Genomic DNA, 15,270 nt, shown 5'->3' with positions numbered 1-15,270 from the left:
GGGCAGCATCCTTTTTAAATCTCCCGTCCGTTTTTTTTGAGGCAGAACCTTGCTGCGATTTCCGCTGTGGGGCTTTCGTGGTCATCGCCTCTTGCCAACTCCCAGACTTTCCCTCATGATGAGATCATGGGAAAACACCTTCTGCTCGTGGGCGGCGGGCACGCCCACCTCACGGTTCTCGCGAACCTCGCCGCCTATCAGGACGCCGGACACCACGTCACTCTGGTGAGCCCGGCCGACTACCACTATTATTCCGGAATGGGGCCGGGAATGCTCTCCGGCTATTATTCCCCTCAGGAATGCCGGTTCCATGTACGCAAAATGGCTGAGCAAGGCGGAGCGACCTTCATCCGGAGCAGGGCCGTATCAATTGAACCGGAGAAGAACGTTGTCCACCTGGAAAACGACATGTCCGTGGGCTACGATGTCTGCTCCTTCAACACCGGTTCGCTGCCGCCGACCAAGGTGACGGGTTCCGGCAGGCCCGGGGTTTTTCCGGTAAAGCCCATCGACAACCTGCTCAAGGCCAAGCTCCGCCTCGAGGAGGTGCTTAAGAGCGGGCGCACCCCAAAGGTGCTGGTGATCGGCGGCGGTCCGGCCGGATTCGAACTGGCCGGGAACGCCTGCCAGTTGATAAATTGTGGCTGCATGGAGACTCCTGACGTGTCCATCGCGCCGGGCTCGGTCATGCTCAAACGGTTCCCGGAAAGAGTGCGGCAGCTGGCCTACAGGTCGCTGGCCAGGCGGGGCATCAAAATATTCGAGGGGCTTGGCGTGTCGCGCCTGGATGAATCCGAGGCCATACTTACTGATGGGTTGAAGGTGCCTTACGACGTGGCGTTCTTGGCAATCGGCGTGTTGCCCCAGCCTGACTTGAAGCGCTTCGGGGTAAAGATGGGTCCCAAGGGTGGCCTCCTGGTGGACAAGTATTTGCGGAGCGTCAGCCATCCGAACATCTTTGGCGGAGGGGACTGCATCAGTTTCGAACCCAAGGAGCTGGACAAGGTCGGGGTTTACCCGGTGCGGCAGAACCCAGTGCTGCACCAGAACCTGATGGCCGCGCTGGGCGGTGGGGATCTCATGGAGTTCACCGGCACCGCCGGGGGGTATCTGCTGATACTCAACTGCGGCGACGGCCGGGGAATTCTGGGCAAGGGGTGGCTTGCCTACGAGGGGCAGACCGCGTTCTGGCTGAAGGACCGCATCGACCGGGCCTTCATGAAGAAGTTTCAGATAAGCGGGGAGCTGGAAGAAGAGGAGTAGCCGGCCAATGTTTAGGCCATCTCCCTCATCACCTCGGCCATGTGCTTTTCCCCGGCCTCACGCAGGATCTCCCCGATCTCATTGTCGAAACGCTGCCGGTAGTGCGCCACCAGGGCCTCGTTGGTCATGACCATGTCCAGCTGCCTGGTGTGCATCAAGAGATAGCCGATCACCCGGAGCCTATCGAGCATCACGTCCATGGGGCCCTTGGCGTACACGGCCCGCATTTCGTCGACTTGTCTCTCCACCCGGAAATTGTAGCTTTCGAGCACCTCGGACACGAACCGGGCTCTTCGTGCGCGCCGGTCCTGCTCAGCGGCTCCGCCCTTTAACTGGAAGCTCACGTAGTTTTCATTCTCCCGTTCATCCACCAGGGCTTCCACGGTGCAGAAGTGGTAGCCAAAGCGCGAACTCAGGCACATGTAATGCCTGGAGATCATGAAATAATTACCCTGCGCGTATTCCTGGTCCACATGGGCGATATTCCGGTTCACAGTGGAGTGGGCCACGATGTGTAGAAGGCCAGCCGCGTCCACCGGAGGAGGGCCCTCCCAGGGTACGGCCACGAACCCCTCCCACAGGGCGTGGACCGGGTCGCAGGCGATATCCTCCATGGTGACGTATTTGCCCTTCACCTCATGGGTGAAACCGTCGTCTAAGTTCACGAAGAACCATTTCATGGGAACACGGTACTTGAGCTGCTTTGAGGCCCGTTTGGAGAACTGGAAATCCTGGCCGAAACGGAACATCTCCACCACGGATTTTTCGTGGGAGAAGCGGGTGATGTCGTGGAGAGTCTTGCAGTTCTCCGGAATGAACTCCGGCGAGCCTGGGTCCAGAAGGTTGAGGGGGGCCACAAGGTCCAGAACGTCCCGCAGAATGGCGTGCATGGGCGAGAGGAGGTTGTGGTGTTCCTCTTTGGGCGGTGCCAGGGCCAGAAGACCTTCGACCTTCCCGGAGTAGACAGCCAGGCCGTCCGCGTCCACGGTGACCTCGGATTTTCCGGAGAGCGCGGCCACAGCACCTTCCACACCCATGAGCGCGGGCACGCCGAATTCGCGGGCCACGTTGGAGAGGTGCCCTGCGGAACTGCCTCGTTCGGCGATGACGGCCGAGGCTTTGCTCAGAAGCGTGGCCCAGCGCGGCAAGGCCTCGGCGCAGAGAAGAACCCCGCCATCGGGAAAGGTGAGCATGTCCATGTCGCGCCGGACCAGGTGAATTTTTCCTGCGGCCACTCCCGGACTTCCGGTAACTCCGCCGGAGAGCAGCGGTTTGCCGAATTGGCCTTCAGGCCGCTTGGCCCGCCCGGTCTCCATTTGTTTCAAGGGCCGGCACTGAAGAAGAAAGATTTGCCGGTCCTCGTCCATGGCCCATTCGATGTCCAAGGGCTCCGCGTAGGTCTTGTCCAGGGCGATGGCGATCTCGCCCAGGCGCAGGGCTTCCTCCTCGGTGAGGCTTGGTTGCCCGGCCAGAGGGCCGGCTTCCTCCTGGCGGCATACGCCCGCAACGTCGTCGCACTTGTAGATGCGGTCCTTGACGGAGATGTGGCTGTCCACCAGCTTCGGGGGGGAGCCTCTTTTTATCACGAACAGGTCCGAGGCCACGGCCCCGTCCACCACGGTCTTGGCCAGGCCCCAGGACGAGTGGATGAAGACCTCGTCGTCACGGATGGACATGGGGTTGCGCGAGTAGATGACCCCGCCGGCCCTGGCGTGGATCATGGCCATGCAGCCAACGCACATGGCCACGTCTTCGTCGGGAATGCCCTTGGCCAGGCGGTAGGTCACGGCCTGGGGGCTGTACTTGCTGGCCACGATTTCCTTGTAGGTGATGAGAAGTTCCTCGGCGCTTACATTCAAGACGCTGCGAAACTGGCCGGCAAAGGACTGCCCCAGGGCGTCCTCTCCAAGGGCGCTTGAGCGCAGGGAAACCCGCACCCCGGGCATGGTCTTAGATTCAAGCTTTTTATATGCTTCGGTGAGCGCGTCGGCCACGCTCTGGGGAAGCTCGGCATTCACGATCATCTGCTGTATCTGCGAGCACAGCGGCAAGAGCGTGGCATGGTCGTCCGCGCCCACTGCCTGTATCATGCGGTTGACCTCTTCCAGGAGGCCCGTGTCCTCCATGAAACGGGCGTAGGCCAGCGAGGTTACGGCGAATCCGGCGGGAACCGGGAGGTTCAGCCGGGTCATGATATCGCCCAGGTTGGCCATCTTGGAGCCCACCTGGTCGGCTTTTTCCCTTCCCACCTCTTCCAGAGGCAGCACCAGTTCAGTGGCAACGGTCTGGGGCTGGCGGTCCAGCACGGCCCCGATCTGGGACTGGATGTCCTTTAGGCGGTCAAAAAGCACGTCGTATTTTGACGGTGCGATCTCCGAGAGGTGTTTGACGATGCGGAAGACGTTGACCGAAGCGGCCGTGGCCTGGGAACGCACGAAGGACATGCCGAAGATGAACTGGCCGCGCATGGCCTGCTCCATCTCGCTCATGATGGCCAAGGTTTTCTTGTTGGCCGTTAAAAGCAGCCGGAAATTGTGGTAGCGTTTCTTGAACTCGGCCAGAATCTCCTCGTCGGAAAGACCATGGCGCAAGTCTTCGCCACCGCCGACCAGGTTCGAGAAGAATGTTTTCAGGCGTGTGAACACGGATGAATCAGCCCGTCAGACATTTCTTCTTGTTGGCATCCTGGATCTTGTACAGCAGATCGTCCAGCTCCACGGGTTTCATGAGGTAGTCGAAGGCTCCAAGTTCCATGCCGCGCATGGCCACCTCAACATTGGCGTGGGCGGTGAGCATGACCACCTCGAGTTCGGGCTTTACGGCCTTGATCTTCTGCAGTGCCTCGATGCCGTCCATGCCAGGCATCTTCACGTCCAGCACCACCACGTCGAGTTCCTGGGCAGTCACGGTGTCCAGGGCCTCCTGCCCGGAATGTGCCAGGTGGACGGTAAGTCCACGACGGGAAAGGCGTTTCCCCAAAGTATCGATGAATTCGGCCTCGTCATCCACTAGCAAAACCCTGCACGTGCTCACGGCGAAATCCTCCTGGGCAAGACGAGTTTTAAAATTACTCTTTACCTCGCGAAATGCAAGGCGGTCGTGGGTATGGCCTTTTGACCGGCCCGGAGATACATCCCGTTGGTCATGAGTCTTGAGATCATACTCGACAACGTCCGGGTGAGCCGCAGCGGCACCCCCATCCTGGACAGTGTATCGTGGCATCTTCCCCCGGGAGGGAGAGTGGCTTTGGTGGGCGGCAACGGAGCCGGGAAGTCCACCTTGTTGCGTCTTGCCCGCGGAGAAATCTGGCCAGATCAGCTTCCGGGCGGCGGCTACGCGGGGCAACGGCTCTACATCGTGGATGGGCAGGTCACGCCAAGCCCCATAGAAGCTCGCGAACGAATCGGTCTTGCCGGGGCCGACCTGCGCGACCTGTATCGGCGCAGAGGCTGGAACCCTTCGGGCTGGCTGATTGCTGTGTCCGGGCTGACGGATTCCCCGCTACCTTCCGGCACAGTGGGCGAAGATGAGCGGCGCCTCGCCCTGGAAGCACTCGAAACCCTGGGCCTCTCCGAGCTTGCCTACCGTCCGTTCCAGGAACTGTCCCAGGGGCAGGCAATGGCTGTTCTTTTGGCCAGGGCCATGGTTCGCTCTCCGCAGTGGCTTTTTCTGGACGAGGCCACCGACGGTCTGGACGTCTCTTCCAGAAGGCTGCTGCACAGTGTGTTGGAGCGGCTGGCCGGGCAGGGAGTCGGATTGGCGGCCGCTACCCACCATCCCGCGAGCCTGCCTGACTTGGGCTTTGACGCCACGCTGCTTGAGGACGGCAGGGCGGTGATGCGCGGCAGCCTCAAGGAAATGGCGAAACGCCATTCTCCTGTCCGGCAAGCTCGCCGGGCCGTTCCAGCAAAGGCACCTCCCGGTCCGGCGCTCCTGGAAGTGCGTGAAGCAAGTGTGGTTCTTTCCGGCAACGAGGTGCTCACGGACATCAACTGGACCCTTGAGCCGGGCCAGCATTGGGTTGTGGCCGGGCGAAACGGTGCTGGAAAGTCGAGCTTCGTGAAACTTTTGGCCGGGGATCTGCATCCCGCTTCGGGCAGCATAACGCGATTCGGCCTGGCGGAACCGGTCAGCTTGTGGGATTTGCGCTCCCATATCGGCCTTGTCTCCTGGGAATGGCAGGCGGAATATCCTCACGGATTCACGGTGCGCGAAGCGCTTGTCTCCGGCTTTTTCGGCAGCTTCGGGCTCTACGAGGAACCAACCCCCGACATGCTGGCCACGGCCGCGAGCTGGATGGACAGGCTGGGGCTGTCACCTCTGGCGGACAGGCCTATGTCCACCCTGTCGCAGGGGCAGGCCCGAAAAACCATGATCGGCAGGGCCCTGGCCTTTGACCCAGAGGTCATCCTGCTGGACGAGCCGCTGGGGGGTCTAGACCCACGGGCTCGAAGCGGAATTTTGGCCCTCCTGGACGACCTTGCCGCCCACGGCAAGAATCTGGTGATGGTCACCCACAATCCGCTTGAGATTCCCTCGGCCGTGAATCACGCCCTGGTTCTCGAGCACGGCCGCATACTTGCCTCGGGCCCAGTGACAGAAGCTTTGGGCGCCTACAACCCTTAGAAAGGGAGCCGACATGCCCTCCACGATCGATTACGACGCCATCTGCGCCGTGGCCCGCCTGGCCGGGCAGGCAATCATGCAGATCTACTCAACGGATTTCGAGGTGGAATTAAAGGACGATCAGTCCCCGATCACCAGGGCGGACAGAGCCTCCAACGAGATCATTCTCCAGTCGTTGGCGGCGCTGCACCCGGACATACCGGTATTGTCCGAGGAGACGCCCAAACCAGCCTACAGCGAGCGTCGGAAGTGGAAGCGTTTCTGGCTGGTGGATCCTCTGGACGGCACCAAGGAATTCGTGAAGCGAAACGGCGAATTTTCTGTGAACATCGGGTTGGTGGAGAATTGCAGGCCCGTGTTCGGTGTTTTGTACGTGCCCGTGACGGACACCCTCTATGCCGGGGGGCCTGGCATGGGCAGCCTAAAGTACCAGGGCGGAGAGAAACAGACCATTCATGCCCATGCGCCAAAGTCAGGGGAACCTCTGCTCGTGGTTGGGAGCCGGTCGCACCCGGATGAGCGCTTGACCGCCTACCTTGAGCGCTTCCCGAACCACAGGATGGTGGCGGCCGGATCAGCCTTGAAGCTCGGGCTGGTGGCCGAGGGCGCGGCACACCTGTATCCGCGATTCAACCGCACCTGGGAGTGGGACACGGCCGCGGGGCACGCCATTGTCCTTGGTGCTGGCGGGAGCTTTCAGGCCATGGGGGGCGGCGAATTTTTGTACAACAAGGAAGAGCTGGTGAACGGCGGTTTCGAAGCCAAGGGGTGGGTGGAATAGCTGGATTGTTGGAGTTGAAGAGGCCTCCGGCGGCCAAAGGGGCCAAGCCCCTTTGGAATCCCATATTGTTTGCGCCCGATTTCCCGGCATGCCGGAAAATCGGGCGCAAACGAATTGAGGGGTCCAGGGGAAATCATTTCCCCTGGCGGGGGGCGGGGCGGAGCCCCGCTTTCTACCTCTTTATTCTTCTCCCAAATGACCGGTGGCCGGTTGTTCGTGGGTCAGGCAGTGCAGGGTGCCGAAGCCCCAGACAAGATCAACGGCATGAATGCCCACCACATCCCGGTCCGGGAAACACTCGCTTAGAATCCCCAGGGCCTTGCGGTCGAATATGTCGTTGAAGGTAGGCACCAGCACGGTGCCGTTGGCGATATAGAAATTCGCATAGCTGGCCGGGACCCTTACCCCGTCGAAAAAGAGCGGCTCGGGCATGGGCAGGCCGATCACCTCGAGCGTGCCGCCGTCCGCGAGTCTCACTCCCTCCAGCCTTTCCCGGTTCTCCTGCAGGGGGCGGTAGTTGGCGTCCGAAGGGTCGTTTTCCTTGCACAGTACAACGGTGCGGGGCCCCACGAAGCGGCATAGGTCGTCAACGTGACCGTGGGTGTCGTCGCCAGCGATGCCCTGGCCAAGCCAGACCACCTGCTTGATTCCCAGATACTTCTTGAACACCTGCTCGTAGTCCTTGGCCGCCATGCCCGGATTTCGCACCTGGGTGACGGGGTCCAGGAAACATTCCTCGGTGGTCAGCAGCACACCCTGGCCGTTGCAGTCGATGCCGCCGCCCTCCAGCACCACGGTGCGTTCGCCCAGCACAGCGTCCACGGCCGGGATTTTGAGAGCCTCGGCAACCTTGGCGGTGGCTGCGGCGTCCAGGGTATGGTCGGAGTACTTGGCCCAGCCCGTGAAGACGAAGCGCACGGCCCGGGCGCGGGGCGACTTCTGGCGCACGGTGAAGGCCGGGAGCATGTCCCGGCACCAGCCACGGTCGGTGGGGATATGGTAGAAATGCACGCGTGAGGCGTCCACTCCCACCTTGGCAAGTACGCGCCTGGCTTTAGCCTCCCAGAGGGCGTCGTCCACCAGGATGCGCACCTTCTCGTAGGGGGCGAGCTTGCGCACTATCTCGCCGAACACCCAGCCTATGGGGTGGAACTTGCCGGGCCAGTCGTTGGAGTTCTTGGGCCAGGCAATCCAGGTTGCTGCATGGGGCTCCCATTCTGCGGGAAGGCGGTAGTCGGCGGACATGGTCATGTAAGAAGCCTCCGGTGGGCAAAGGGCTTTCGCCCTCTGCACTCCCATACGGCTTCGCGACGTATTTTCGAGACAGACGCGAAGCTTGCTAAAGTTTTTTGGAAGGGGGCAGGGGAAACCTTTTGTTCACTTAGGTTTCCCCCGGTCTTCTCCTACTCGTCGATGAATCTCTTCTCCAGCGGCCCGTACGCATCAATTCTGCGGTCTCGCAGGAAGGGCCAGTGGGTGCGGGTGGTGTCCACCTGCTTGGGGTTCACCTCGGCCAGGATGATCTCCTCCTTGTCGGTGGAGGCCTGGGCGAGAATGGTGCCCATTGGTCCGCAGATGAAGCTCGATCCCCAGAATTCCAGGCCGTCGCCGCCCGTTTCCGGAATTTCGTGCCCCACGCGGTTCACTGCGGCCACGTAGCAGCCGTTGGCAATGGCGTGGGCGCGCTGGATGGTGATCCAGGCGTCTCGCTGTTCGACCCCGTACTGGGCCTTTTCGGAAGGGTGCCAACCGATGGCCGTGGGGTAGAAGATGATATTGGAGCCGCGCATGGCGGTGAGGCGCGCGGCTTCGGGGTACCACTGGTCCCAGCAGATTAGGGTGCCCACCGGGCCGACAGGAGTGTCGAAGCGCTTGAACCCCAGGTCGCCCGGGGCGAAGTAGAATTTTTCGTAGAAGAGCGGGTCGTCCGGGATGTGCATCTTGCGGTACACACCGATGATGCCCGCGTCTGGACCGACGACGGCCAGGGAGTTGTGGTAGAGCCCGGCGGCCCGGCGCTCGAAGATGGGGGCGATGATGGTGGCCGAGGAGAGCTTGGCGGCCTTGCCCAGTGCGTCCGTGGTCGGGCCGGGAATGGGCTCGGCCAGGGAGAAGTGGGCGTGGTCCTCGGTCTGGCAGAAATAGGGGGTGGCGAAGAGCTCCGGCAGGCACAGGAGCTTGGCTCCCTGTTTCTCGGCCTGGGCGCAGAGGTCGGCGGCCTTTTCTATGGAACGGCTCGGGGTGTCGGCCGGGGCCATCTGTATGAGGGCTACTGTGAAGGGCTTGTGATGGGGCATGGGGGTACCTCGCTGATACTCGGAGCTGAGAAAAAGTTGATAACCTGTGGGGGCGCGGGGAACAAGTGCCTCGCATACATCACCGGGCAACCCGGATGTATTGCGGCAATGATTTAAGCGATACCCAGGCGCGAAAGCCCGTCCCAGACCATGTGGGCTGCCAAAAGCATGAGGAGCGCCCCAAGCACCCGCATGGTCCAGACGTAGCCAGGGCCGGACAGAAAACGCGAGAACCTTCCGGAGAGCCAAGCCAGGGCGATGTTGGTGCCGACAAGCAGAAGGTAGAAGCTCAAAAGGAAAGCAGCGGCGGCTGCGAGTGAGCTTTTATAGGCCGCAAGCAGGGTGGGCGAACCCACCGTTCCCCAGAACAGGATCATCTTGGGGTTTAAGATGTTGGTGGCCAGGCCTTTGCGCCAGCTCTTGGCCTGGGTGGGCACTCCGGCAAGGTCCACCGGCTTGGCCGTCATTGACCCCCAGCCGAAGCGCATCACAACCGCTCCCCCGATGAGTGATATCGCCCCCATGAGCCATGCCTGGCTGGAAAGCGCTTCCAGCACCAGCAGGCACAGGGCCATCACCGGTAGGTCCGTGAACAGCGGAGCCATGCCAACCCTGGCGCCTTCGCGCGGACCGTGGGTGATGGTCTGCACGCAGATGAGCGCCTGCAAAGGGCCGGGTGTCAGGCTGGCGGCCAGACCCAGGGTGGTGCCGGTGAGCAGAAAAGTAAGAACGTCGTGCATGGGCGGTTTCTTCCGGATGGAGGAGGTGCTAGAAAACCCAGGCAGAGCACCTTGTCAAGACGCGGAGCAGCCATGACCACCAAGCCTCTGTGCATCACCGAGGACCTTATCGCCTATGTGCGGGCCATGCAGCCCGATGAACCGGACATTTTGAAGCGCCTGGGGGCCGAGACCGACACCGACCCCAAGGCGAATATGCGCATAGGCTGGGACCAGGGACGCTTTCTCATGCTCCTGGTGAAACTCATCCAGGCACGGCGAGCCATAGAGATAGGAGTCTACACCGGATACAGCTCCCTGTGTACTGCCCTGGCCCTGCCCGAAGACGGATACCTGCTGGCTTGCGACATCTCCGAATCCTGGACAAGCGTGGCCAGGCGCTACTGGAGCGAGGCCGGGGTGGAACGAAAGATCGAGCTGCGCCTGGCTCCGGCACTGGCCACCCTGGACACTGTGCTGGCATCGGGTTTCGCTGAAACCTTCGACATGGCCTTCATCGACGCGGACAAGGTGAACTACCGGAACTACTACGAGCGTTGCCTTACCCTGTTGCGTCCCGGCGGGTTGATCGTTGTGGACAACACTCTGTGGTACGGCCGGGTGATCGACCAGGCCGTGGATGATCCGGACACCCGGGCCGTCAGGGCCTTCAACGATTTTTTACGCTGCGATTCCAGGGTGGACGCATGTCTGACTGCGGTCGGGGATGGGGTGAGCTTGGCCGTGAAGAAGGAGAGCTGACATGGAGGGTGCACGCTTCAAGGAAGTTTTTCACGGGCAGGCCAACCTGGCGGAGTGGTTCCAGACCCACTTCTGGCACATGGGCGCACTCTGGCAGGCCTTGGCCCTCCTGGGCGCGGCCGCTTTGGGATACCTGCTGGCAAGGCAGCTGTGCGCCAAGCTCGGCAATGTAAGTTTGGACAAACCCGGCCTGAAGGACTGGGTGGACACAAGGCTCTCATCGCTTCTCACGCCGCTTTTTGGCCTGTTGTTGATCCAGGTGGTCTACTGGAGTTCCATGGCACGGGGTTGGCCCTTGGCCGTGACCGAATTCGGCATAAAGTTTTCCGAGGCTTGGCTGGTAATACAGCTGTTCGCGTCCATCCTGTTGCCTCCCGGATGGACCAAAGCTGTGACCGCGGCTGTTGTGGGTGCTTTTTTTCTTGAGGTGCTGGGGATTCTCGATCCCATGCTGGCCTACATGGACAAGTTGGCCCTGACCTTCGACAACGAGAGGGTCTCGGTGCTGGAGATCGTCAAGGCAGTGCTGCTTCTGGCAGTGATGCTGCCGCTCATAAACAAGTTCTGTGCCCTGATGGAGGCAGGCCTGGAACGAGTGGCCGAGATGAAGCCCAGGGTCAGGGTGCTCATGATCAAACTCACCAAGGCCGGGTTCTACATCGTGGCCTTTGTGACAGCCCTCGATTTGGTGGGCATCAACCTGCAAATGCTCACGGTGTTCAGCGGCGCCGTTGGCTTGGGGATCGGCATCGGCCTTCAGAAGGTGGTGTCGAACCTGGTGAGTGGCGTGGTCCTCTTGCTGGACAATTCCATAAAGCCCGGGGACGTGATCGAAGTGGGCGGCGTCTACGGCCGGGTGGAGTCCATGAACGCGCGTTTCGCTTCCATGGTCACCCGCGACGGCAAGTCGTACCTCATCCCCAACGACGAACTCGTTCAGGAGAAGGTGGTGAACTGGACCTTCACCGGGCCCAGCGTGCGGTTGAAGATCCCCGTGGCAGTGGCCTATTCCACCGACTTGAAACTGGCCATGGAACTCATGCTCAAGTCCACAGAAGACAAAGAGCGTGTGCTCGCCAACCCCTCGCCCAACGTGCTCCTCAAGGAATTCGGAAAGGACGGCATCGTGCTGGAGCTTCGGGTTTGGATGGTGCATCCTGAGCGGGGAGTGGCCAACGTTGCCAGTGCCATCCAGACTTCCATGTGGGATTTCTTTACCCAGAATGGAATCGAGTTCCCCTTCCCGCAGAGGGACCTGCACGTGAAGGACCCCCTGAAGGTTCAGGTGGAATACGTGACTCCCGGGCAAGGCGGACAGCAGGACGGGGAAAGCTAGAAAGAGGTTGGCGCCACCCCGGGGGCGGCCTGGGCGAGCACCTTTCGGGCCAGCTTGGACCACACCTCGTCAGGCTCCCAGACTCCGAGCACTTCATCCCATGCGCTGGCCGGATCGAGCCCCTCACGGATAACCCGGTACAGAGCGCAGAACAGGGACGCGCGCCAGTTCTTGGCGCAATGGACCAGCACCTTGCGGTGGCGGTGGGCGTCCAGCCAGTCCTGAAAGGCCAGGTAGTCCTCCACGGTCGGTGCGTCCCAGGCAACGGGCAGCCAGGTGAATTGAAGTCCGGCCATGGAGCACAGCTCGGGCTCCTTGGGCAGGTGGCCGGTGGACGCGTTGGTGGCCAGGTTGATGATGGCCTCGAAACCTTCGTCAGCAAGGATGGGAAAGTGCTCAGGCATGGGCTGGCCTGAAGAGGCCAGCCGTTCGTCGATTGTGGTGAAGTTCAGAATGTCTTGTGAACTCATCATGGAGCGATCACTTCAGGTTGCATCTTCGGCCTTCTCGGCCGGACCTACGCTCGCTATTTCCCCAGGGTGGACAGCTTGGCCAGGTCGATCTGGGCTGCCGTGCTTTTCAAGAGTTCGGTATCCGATGCGCCGGACAGGTGCACGGTCACTGCGAACCGGGGGGGCACCATGATCACCAAATCCGACTCTTTCTCTTTGAGGTTCAGATAGAGGGTGGCCTTGAATCCCTTGATGGTCAGGGACTTGATGACTTCCTCGGTGCTCTCCATGTCCACTTGGCTGACCATGGCAGTGGCTGAACCAAGGGCAGGGCCTCCATCGAAAATGGCCACTTCAAGGCTGGCGTCCCCCTTGGTGAATTCCAGGGCCGCCTCGCTGGCCTCAACCGGGGCTTTCACGGTTGTGCCGTTGGGCGTGCCAGGGGTCCAGCCCGGAATGTTGATGCTCACCAGCGGGATGAGTTCCTTGAAGTTGACGGGCTCGGCGTGGGCCTTACCAGCCAGGGCAAGGGCGAAGAAAACAGCGGTAAACAGGGCGCGTGCGCGCATGATGCCTCCTCAAGTTGTCCGGTACCCGTATTTTCCAGAATCTTACGGTTTTGACAACCACGGCCTTGCCCCCCAAAGCGAATCCACCTAGAAACCAACGATGGGCAAGGAAACTTCACACATACTGGCGGCCGATATCGGGGGGACGAACAGCCGTTTCGCCCTGTTCTCTTCCGGGGATAACCTTGAGCTCCTGAAGCAGGTGAAGCTTGTCACATCGGGATTCGACAGTTTTCGTGATCTCATAGGAGAAGCGCTCTCCGGCCTCGGTGAGCCTTCTTTGCAGGCGGCCGTGCTGGCCGTGGCCGGGCCGGTTGAGGGCGATCGTTTCTGCCGCCCGCCCAACATCGGCTATATCATGGATCTGGACGATCTTCCGTCCGGTTTTCTCCCGAAGCGGACAGTCATGATGAACGATTTCGCGGCCCAAGCGCACGGCTGCCGCCTTTTTTGGGAAGAGCGTTCCACGACAGTGACTCCGGGACGAATGGACGTCAGCTTGACCCAGGCGGTGATCGGGCCTGGAACAGGCCTTGGCAAAACGGCCCTGGTGCCGGTTGGCAGCGAGGGCTACGCACTGTGCGCTTCCGAGGGCGGGCACGCGGCGCTCCCCGTTACCGGTGACCTGGAACACCGCTTTCAGGAATTCGCGCTTGAAGTTCTGGGGGAACCATACGTTCGCTGGGAGAGCGTGGTTTCTGGATCAGGGCTGGCCTTGATTCATCTTTTCCTGACCGGGGAAAAACTCGCCCCGGCCGAGGTGGCCGCAAAACTTACTCCTGAGTCGCCAACAGCCGCATGGTTCGCGAGATTCTTTGGCCGGGCCTGCCGGGATTACGTGCTGGAGGTCCTGGCCCGGGGGGGGCTTTTCATCTCAGGAGGGGTGGTGACCAGGAACCATCTGCTGCTCATCCACCCCGCGTTCATGAAGGAATTCCTCTCAAGCGCCACTCATTCTGACTTGTTGGCCAGGGTGCCCATTCGCCTGGTCACTGACCAACAAGTTGCGCTCTGGGGAGCAGCGTCCCACGGTTTGAAGCTGCTGGCGCGTGGACTGAACGTGTGTTCTTAGGTTTGGCTGATGGACCTACACATGCGGAAAGAAAACAGTACTTCTCAGTTCGGCAATGTTCGCGACTGGGCGTTCCCGGGACGAGGCTTCCAAATGGATGTCCCCGGCCTTATGCTCCCCAGAGAAATGGAATCCTTACTTGGGTGGAGAAGAAGTCCAGAGCATAGCGTCCTTTTGGTTTCCCGATGCGCTGGAGCCAAAGAAATATTGCACTACTGTAGTAAACGCAGAAATCAACGCGCCAATGAGCATCCCGAGGGGACCGTTGTTAGAGAAGGTATCCTTGTCGAGTTGTCCAAAACCTTTTGTTAAAATCAGGATAAAAATAATAGCGAAGGAGATTGTTATAATTGAGGCGATGATGACCAAGTTCCGGTTGGTTTTTGTTGTGATCTCTGGACCGTATATGTCGATAACGCTTTTTTTCTCTTGAGCAAGAATGTACTTCTTGAAGATAGTGTTTGCTGCCTTAACTGCTGCAACAACCTCGCCTTCTTCAATCATGGCCGGTAATTCAACTAAAGAGACCTTTCCAGCTAGGATCATGTTCAGGATCTCTGCGGCCGCTTCTCCTTGACGGGTGTCTTGGCTGCAAAAAGCAGAGGCAAGTTCCGGGGCCTTGTCTTTCAAAACCTTCCCCAATTTTTCCCACTGTGACGTCATGACAAGCACCTCCGTGGATTGAAAGTGTCTTTTCAGTCTACGAATCCCAAATATGCCTTCCCACCGGGGATGATACGGCAGCCCAAATTGCGGTAAGTACCACTTTGTCCTTGCGGGCAATTCCCTGCGTCATAAGGGTCCAGATGCCTTCGGCTAGGGTGAGGTTTGCCTCCTCAAAACTCTTGGGAGCGCCTTGGTCATGCTGTTGAAACTCCCAGTCGTGAATGATGAAAGCGGGACCGTACTCCCAGGGAGAGAAACCGGGAATCCCTTGGAACAACTGTGGAATGCTCCCTCCGTCAGTAAGCATGTCTCCAGGAATGATGTTCTCCCCGGTGTGCCGGGTGAATGAAAAGGGAGGGGCTCCTGTTGGTTGAAAGAACTCGAACCGATTGGGGCCGAGCCAGCGCAGGTGCACCTTCTCATTGAAGGAGCCGTGGGTTACCTTGGGCATTAAGCCCAATGAGAATCCTTGAGGATTAAGTGCCTTGACAACGGAAAACAGTTTGCCGGTATCTATGGGCATACTTCCCTCCGCATAAATAGTCTTTGGAATAGCTATACCAATAAACATACGGATTGTGCTAGGAAAAACGTGGCTATTGCCTTCGCTCCGCAATTTCCATACTTTATAGAAAGAATCTAGACTGTTGAGGAGGCTCGCCATGGCCAAACCTTACCACGATATGGACCTGATTACATTCCAGCGCCGGTTCGGAACCGAAAAGGC

15 protein-coding genes are annotated in these 15,270 nt (G+C 60.1%); 6 read left to right on the top strand and 9 right to left on the bottom strand.

Annotated elements, in window-relative coordinates; translation table 11 throughout:
- The first annotated feature begins 126 nt into the window (after positions 1-126).
- Positions 127-1,263 carry an FAD-dependent oxidoreductase gene (locus HY795_08805; GenBank protein MBI4805320.1) on the top strand — a complete coding sequence of 379 codons (1,137 nt, stop codon included), beginning with the start codon at positions 127-129 and terminating at the stop codon, positions 1,261-1,263.
- An 11-nt stretch (positions 1,264-1,274) separates the two neighbouring features.
- On the opposite strand, the gene HY795_08800 is transcribed toward HY795_08805, so the two are convergent.
- A complete protein-coding gene (locus tag HY795_08800; protein MBI4805319.1) occupies positions 1,275-3,908 on the bottom strand; it encodes a pyruvate, water dikinase in 2,634 nt (877 codons plus the stop codon).
- A 7-nt stretch (positions 3,909-3,915) separates the two neighbouring features.
- A complete protein-coding gene (locus tag HY795_08795) occupies positions 3,916-4,485 on the bottom strand; it encodes a response regulator (GenBank protein ID MBI4805318.1) in 570 nt (189 codons plus the stop codon).
- A gap of 18 nt (positions 4,486-4,503) precedes the next feature.
- On the opposite strand from HY795_08795, the gene HY795_08790 reads away from it, so the two are divergent.
- Positions 4,504-5,889, top strand: coding sequence for an ATP-binding cassette domain-containing protein (locus tag HY795_08790; protein ID MBI4805317.1), 1,386 nt, complete (start codon positions 4,504-4,506; stop codon positions 5,887-5,889).
- Positions 5,890-5,902: 13 nt separating this feature from the next.
- Positions 5,903-6,670 (top strand): 3'(2'),5'-bisphosphate nucleotidase CysQ, encoded by a 768-nt coding sequence (gene cysQ / locus HY795_08785; protein MBI4805316.1) that lies wholly within the window; start codon positions 5,903-5,905, stop codon positions 6,668-6,670.
- Positions 6,671-6,850: 180 nt separating this feature from the next.
- Here the strand turns inward: cysQ and HY795_08780 are convergent, their stop codons facing one another.
- The 3 genes from HY795_08780 to HY795_08770 form a co-directional block, all read right to left on the bottom strand.
- Entirely contained in the window at positions 6,851-7,921 is a 1,071-nt protein-coding gene (locus tag HY795_08780; protein MBI4805315.1) for an agmatine deiminase family protein, read from the bottom strand.
- 152 nt (positions 7,922-8,073) lie between these two features.
- On the bottom strand, positions 8,074-8,967 hold the full coding sequence (locus HY795_08775; protein MBI4805314.1) for a carbon-nitrogen hydrolase: 894 nt from the start codon (positions 8,965-8,967) through the stop codon (positions 8,074-8,076).
- A 113-nt stretch (positions 8,968-9,080) separates the two neighbouring features.
- Positions 9,081-9,707 carry a LysE family translocator gene (locus HY795_08770; protein ID MBI4805313.1) on the bottom strand — a complete coding sequence of 209 codons (627 nt, stop codon included), beginning with the start codon at positions 9,705-9,707 and terminating at the stop codon, positions 9,081-9,083.
- A 72-nt stretch (positions 9,708-9,779) separates the two neighbouring features.
- Between HY795_08770 and HY795_08765 the strand changes: the two genes are divergently transcribed.
- Together HY795_08765 and HY795_08760 are read left to right on the top strand one after the other, a co-directional pair.
- Positions 9,780-10,448, top strand: coding sequence for a class I SAM-dependent methyltransferase (locus HY795_08765; GenBank protein MBI4805312.1), 669 nt, complete (start codon positions 9,780-9,782; stop codon positions 10,446-10,448).
- A 1-nt stretch (position 10,449) separates the two neighbouring features.
- On the top strand, positions 10,450-11,784 hold the full coding sequence (locus HY795_08760; protein MBI4805311.1) for a mechanosensitive ion channel: 1,335 nt from the start codon (positions 10,450-10,452) through the stop codon (positions 11,782-11,784).
- Here HY795_08760 and HY795_08755 read toward each other — a convergent pair.
- Positions 11,781-12,257, bottom strand: a complete 477-nt coding sequence (locus HY795_08755; protein ID MBI4805310.1) for a protein tyrosine phosphatase family protein — start codon at positions 12,255-12,257, stop codon at positions 11,781-11,783. The genes HY795_08760 and HY795_08755 overlap by 4 nt on opposite strands.
- A 53-nt stretch (positions 12,258-12,310) precedes the next feature.
- A complete protein-coding gene (locus HY795_08750; GenBank protein MBI4805309.1) occupies positions 12,311-12,805 on the bottom strand; it encodes a hypothetical protein in 495 nt (164 codons plus the stop codon).
- Between the two features lie 100 nt (positions 12,806-12,905).
- Between HY795_08750 and HY795_08745 the strand changes: the two genes are divergently transcribed.
- Positions 12,906-13,877, top strand: coding sequence for a glucokinase (locus HY795_08745; GenBank protein MBI4805308.1), 972 nt, complete (start codon positions 12,906-12,908; stop codon positions 13,875-13,877).
- A 135-nt stretch (positions 13,878-14,012) separates the two neighbouring features.
- Here HY795_08745 and HY795_08740 read toward each other — a convergent pair whose 3' ends face one another.
- Together HY795_08740 and HY795_08735 are read right to left on the bottom strand one after the other, a co-directional pair.
- Positions 14,013-14,540, bottom strand: coding sequence for a hypothetical protein (locus HY795_08740; protein ID MBI4805307.1), 528 nt, complete (start codon positions 14,538-14,540; stop codon positions 14,013-14,015).
- Between the two features lie 37 nt (positions 14,541-14,577).
- A complete protein-coding gene (locus HY795_08735) occupies positions 14,578-15,066 on the bottom strand; it encodes a hypothetical protein (GenBank protein MBI4805306.1) in 489 nt (162 codons plus the stop codon).
- Positions 15,067-15,270: the final 204 nt, after the last annotated feature.

The organism is Desulfovibrio sp. (genome assembly GCA_016208105.1).
Classification (GTDB): domain Bacteria; phylum Desulfobacterota; class Desulfovibrionia; order Desulfovibrionales; family Desulfovibrionaceae; genus Fundidesulfovibrio.
This window is presented reverse-complemented; position numbering and strand designations above follow the sequence as displayed.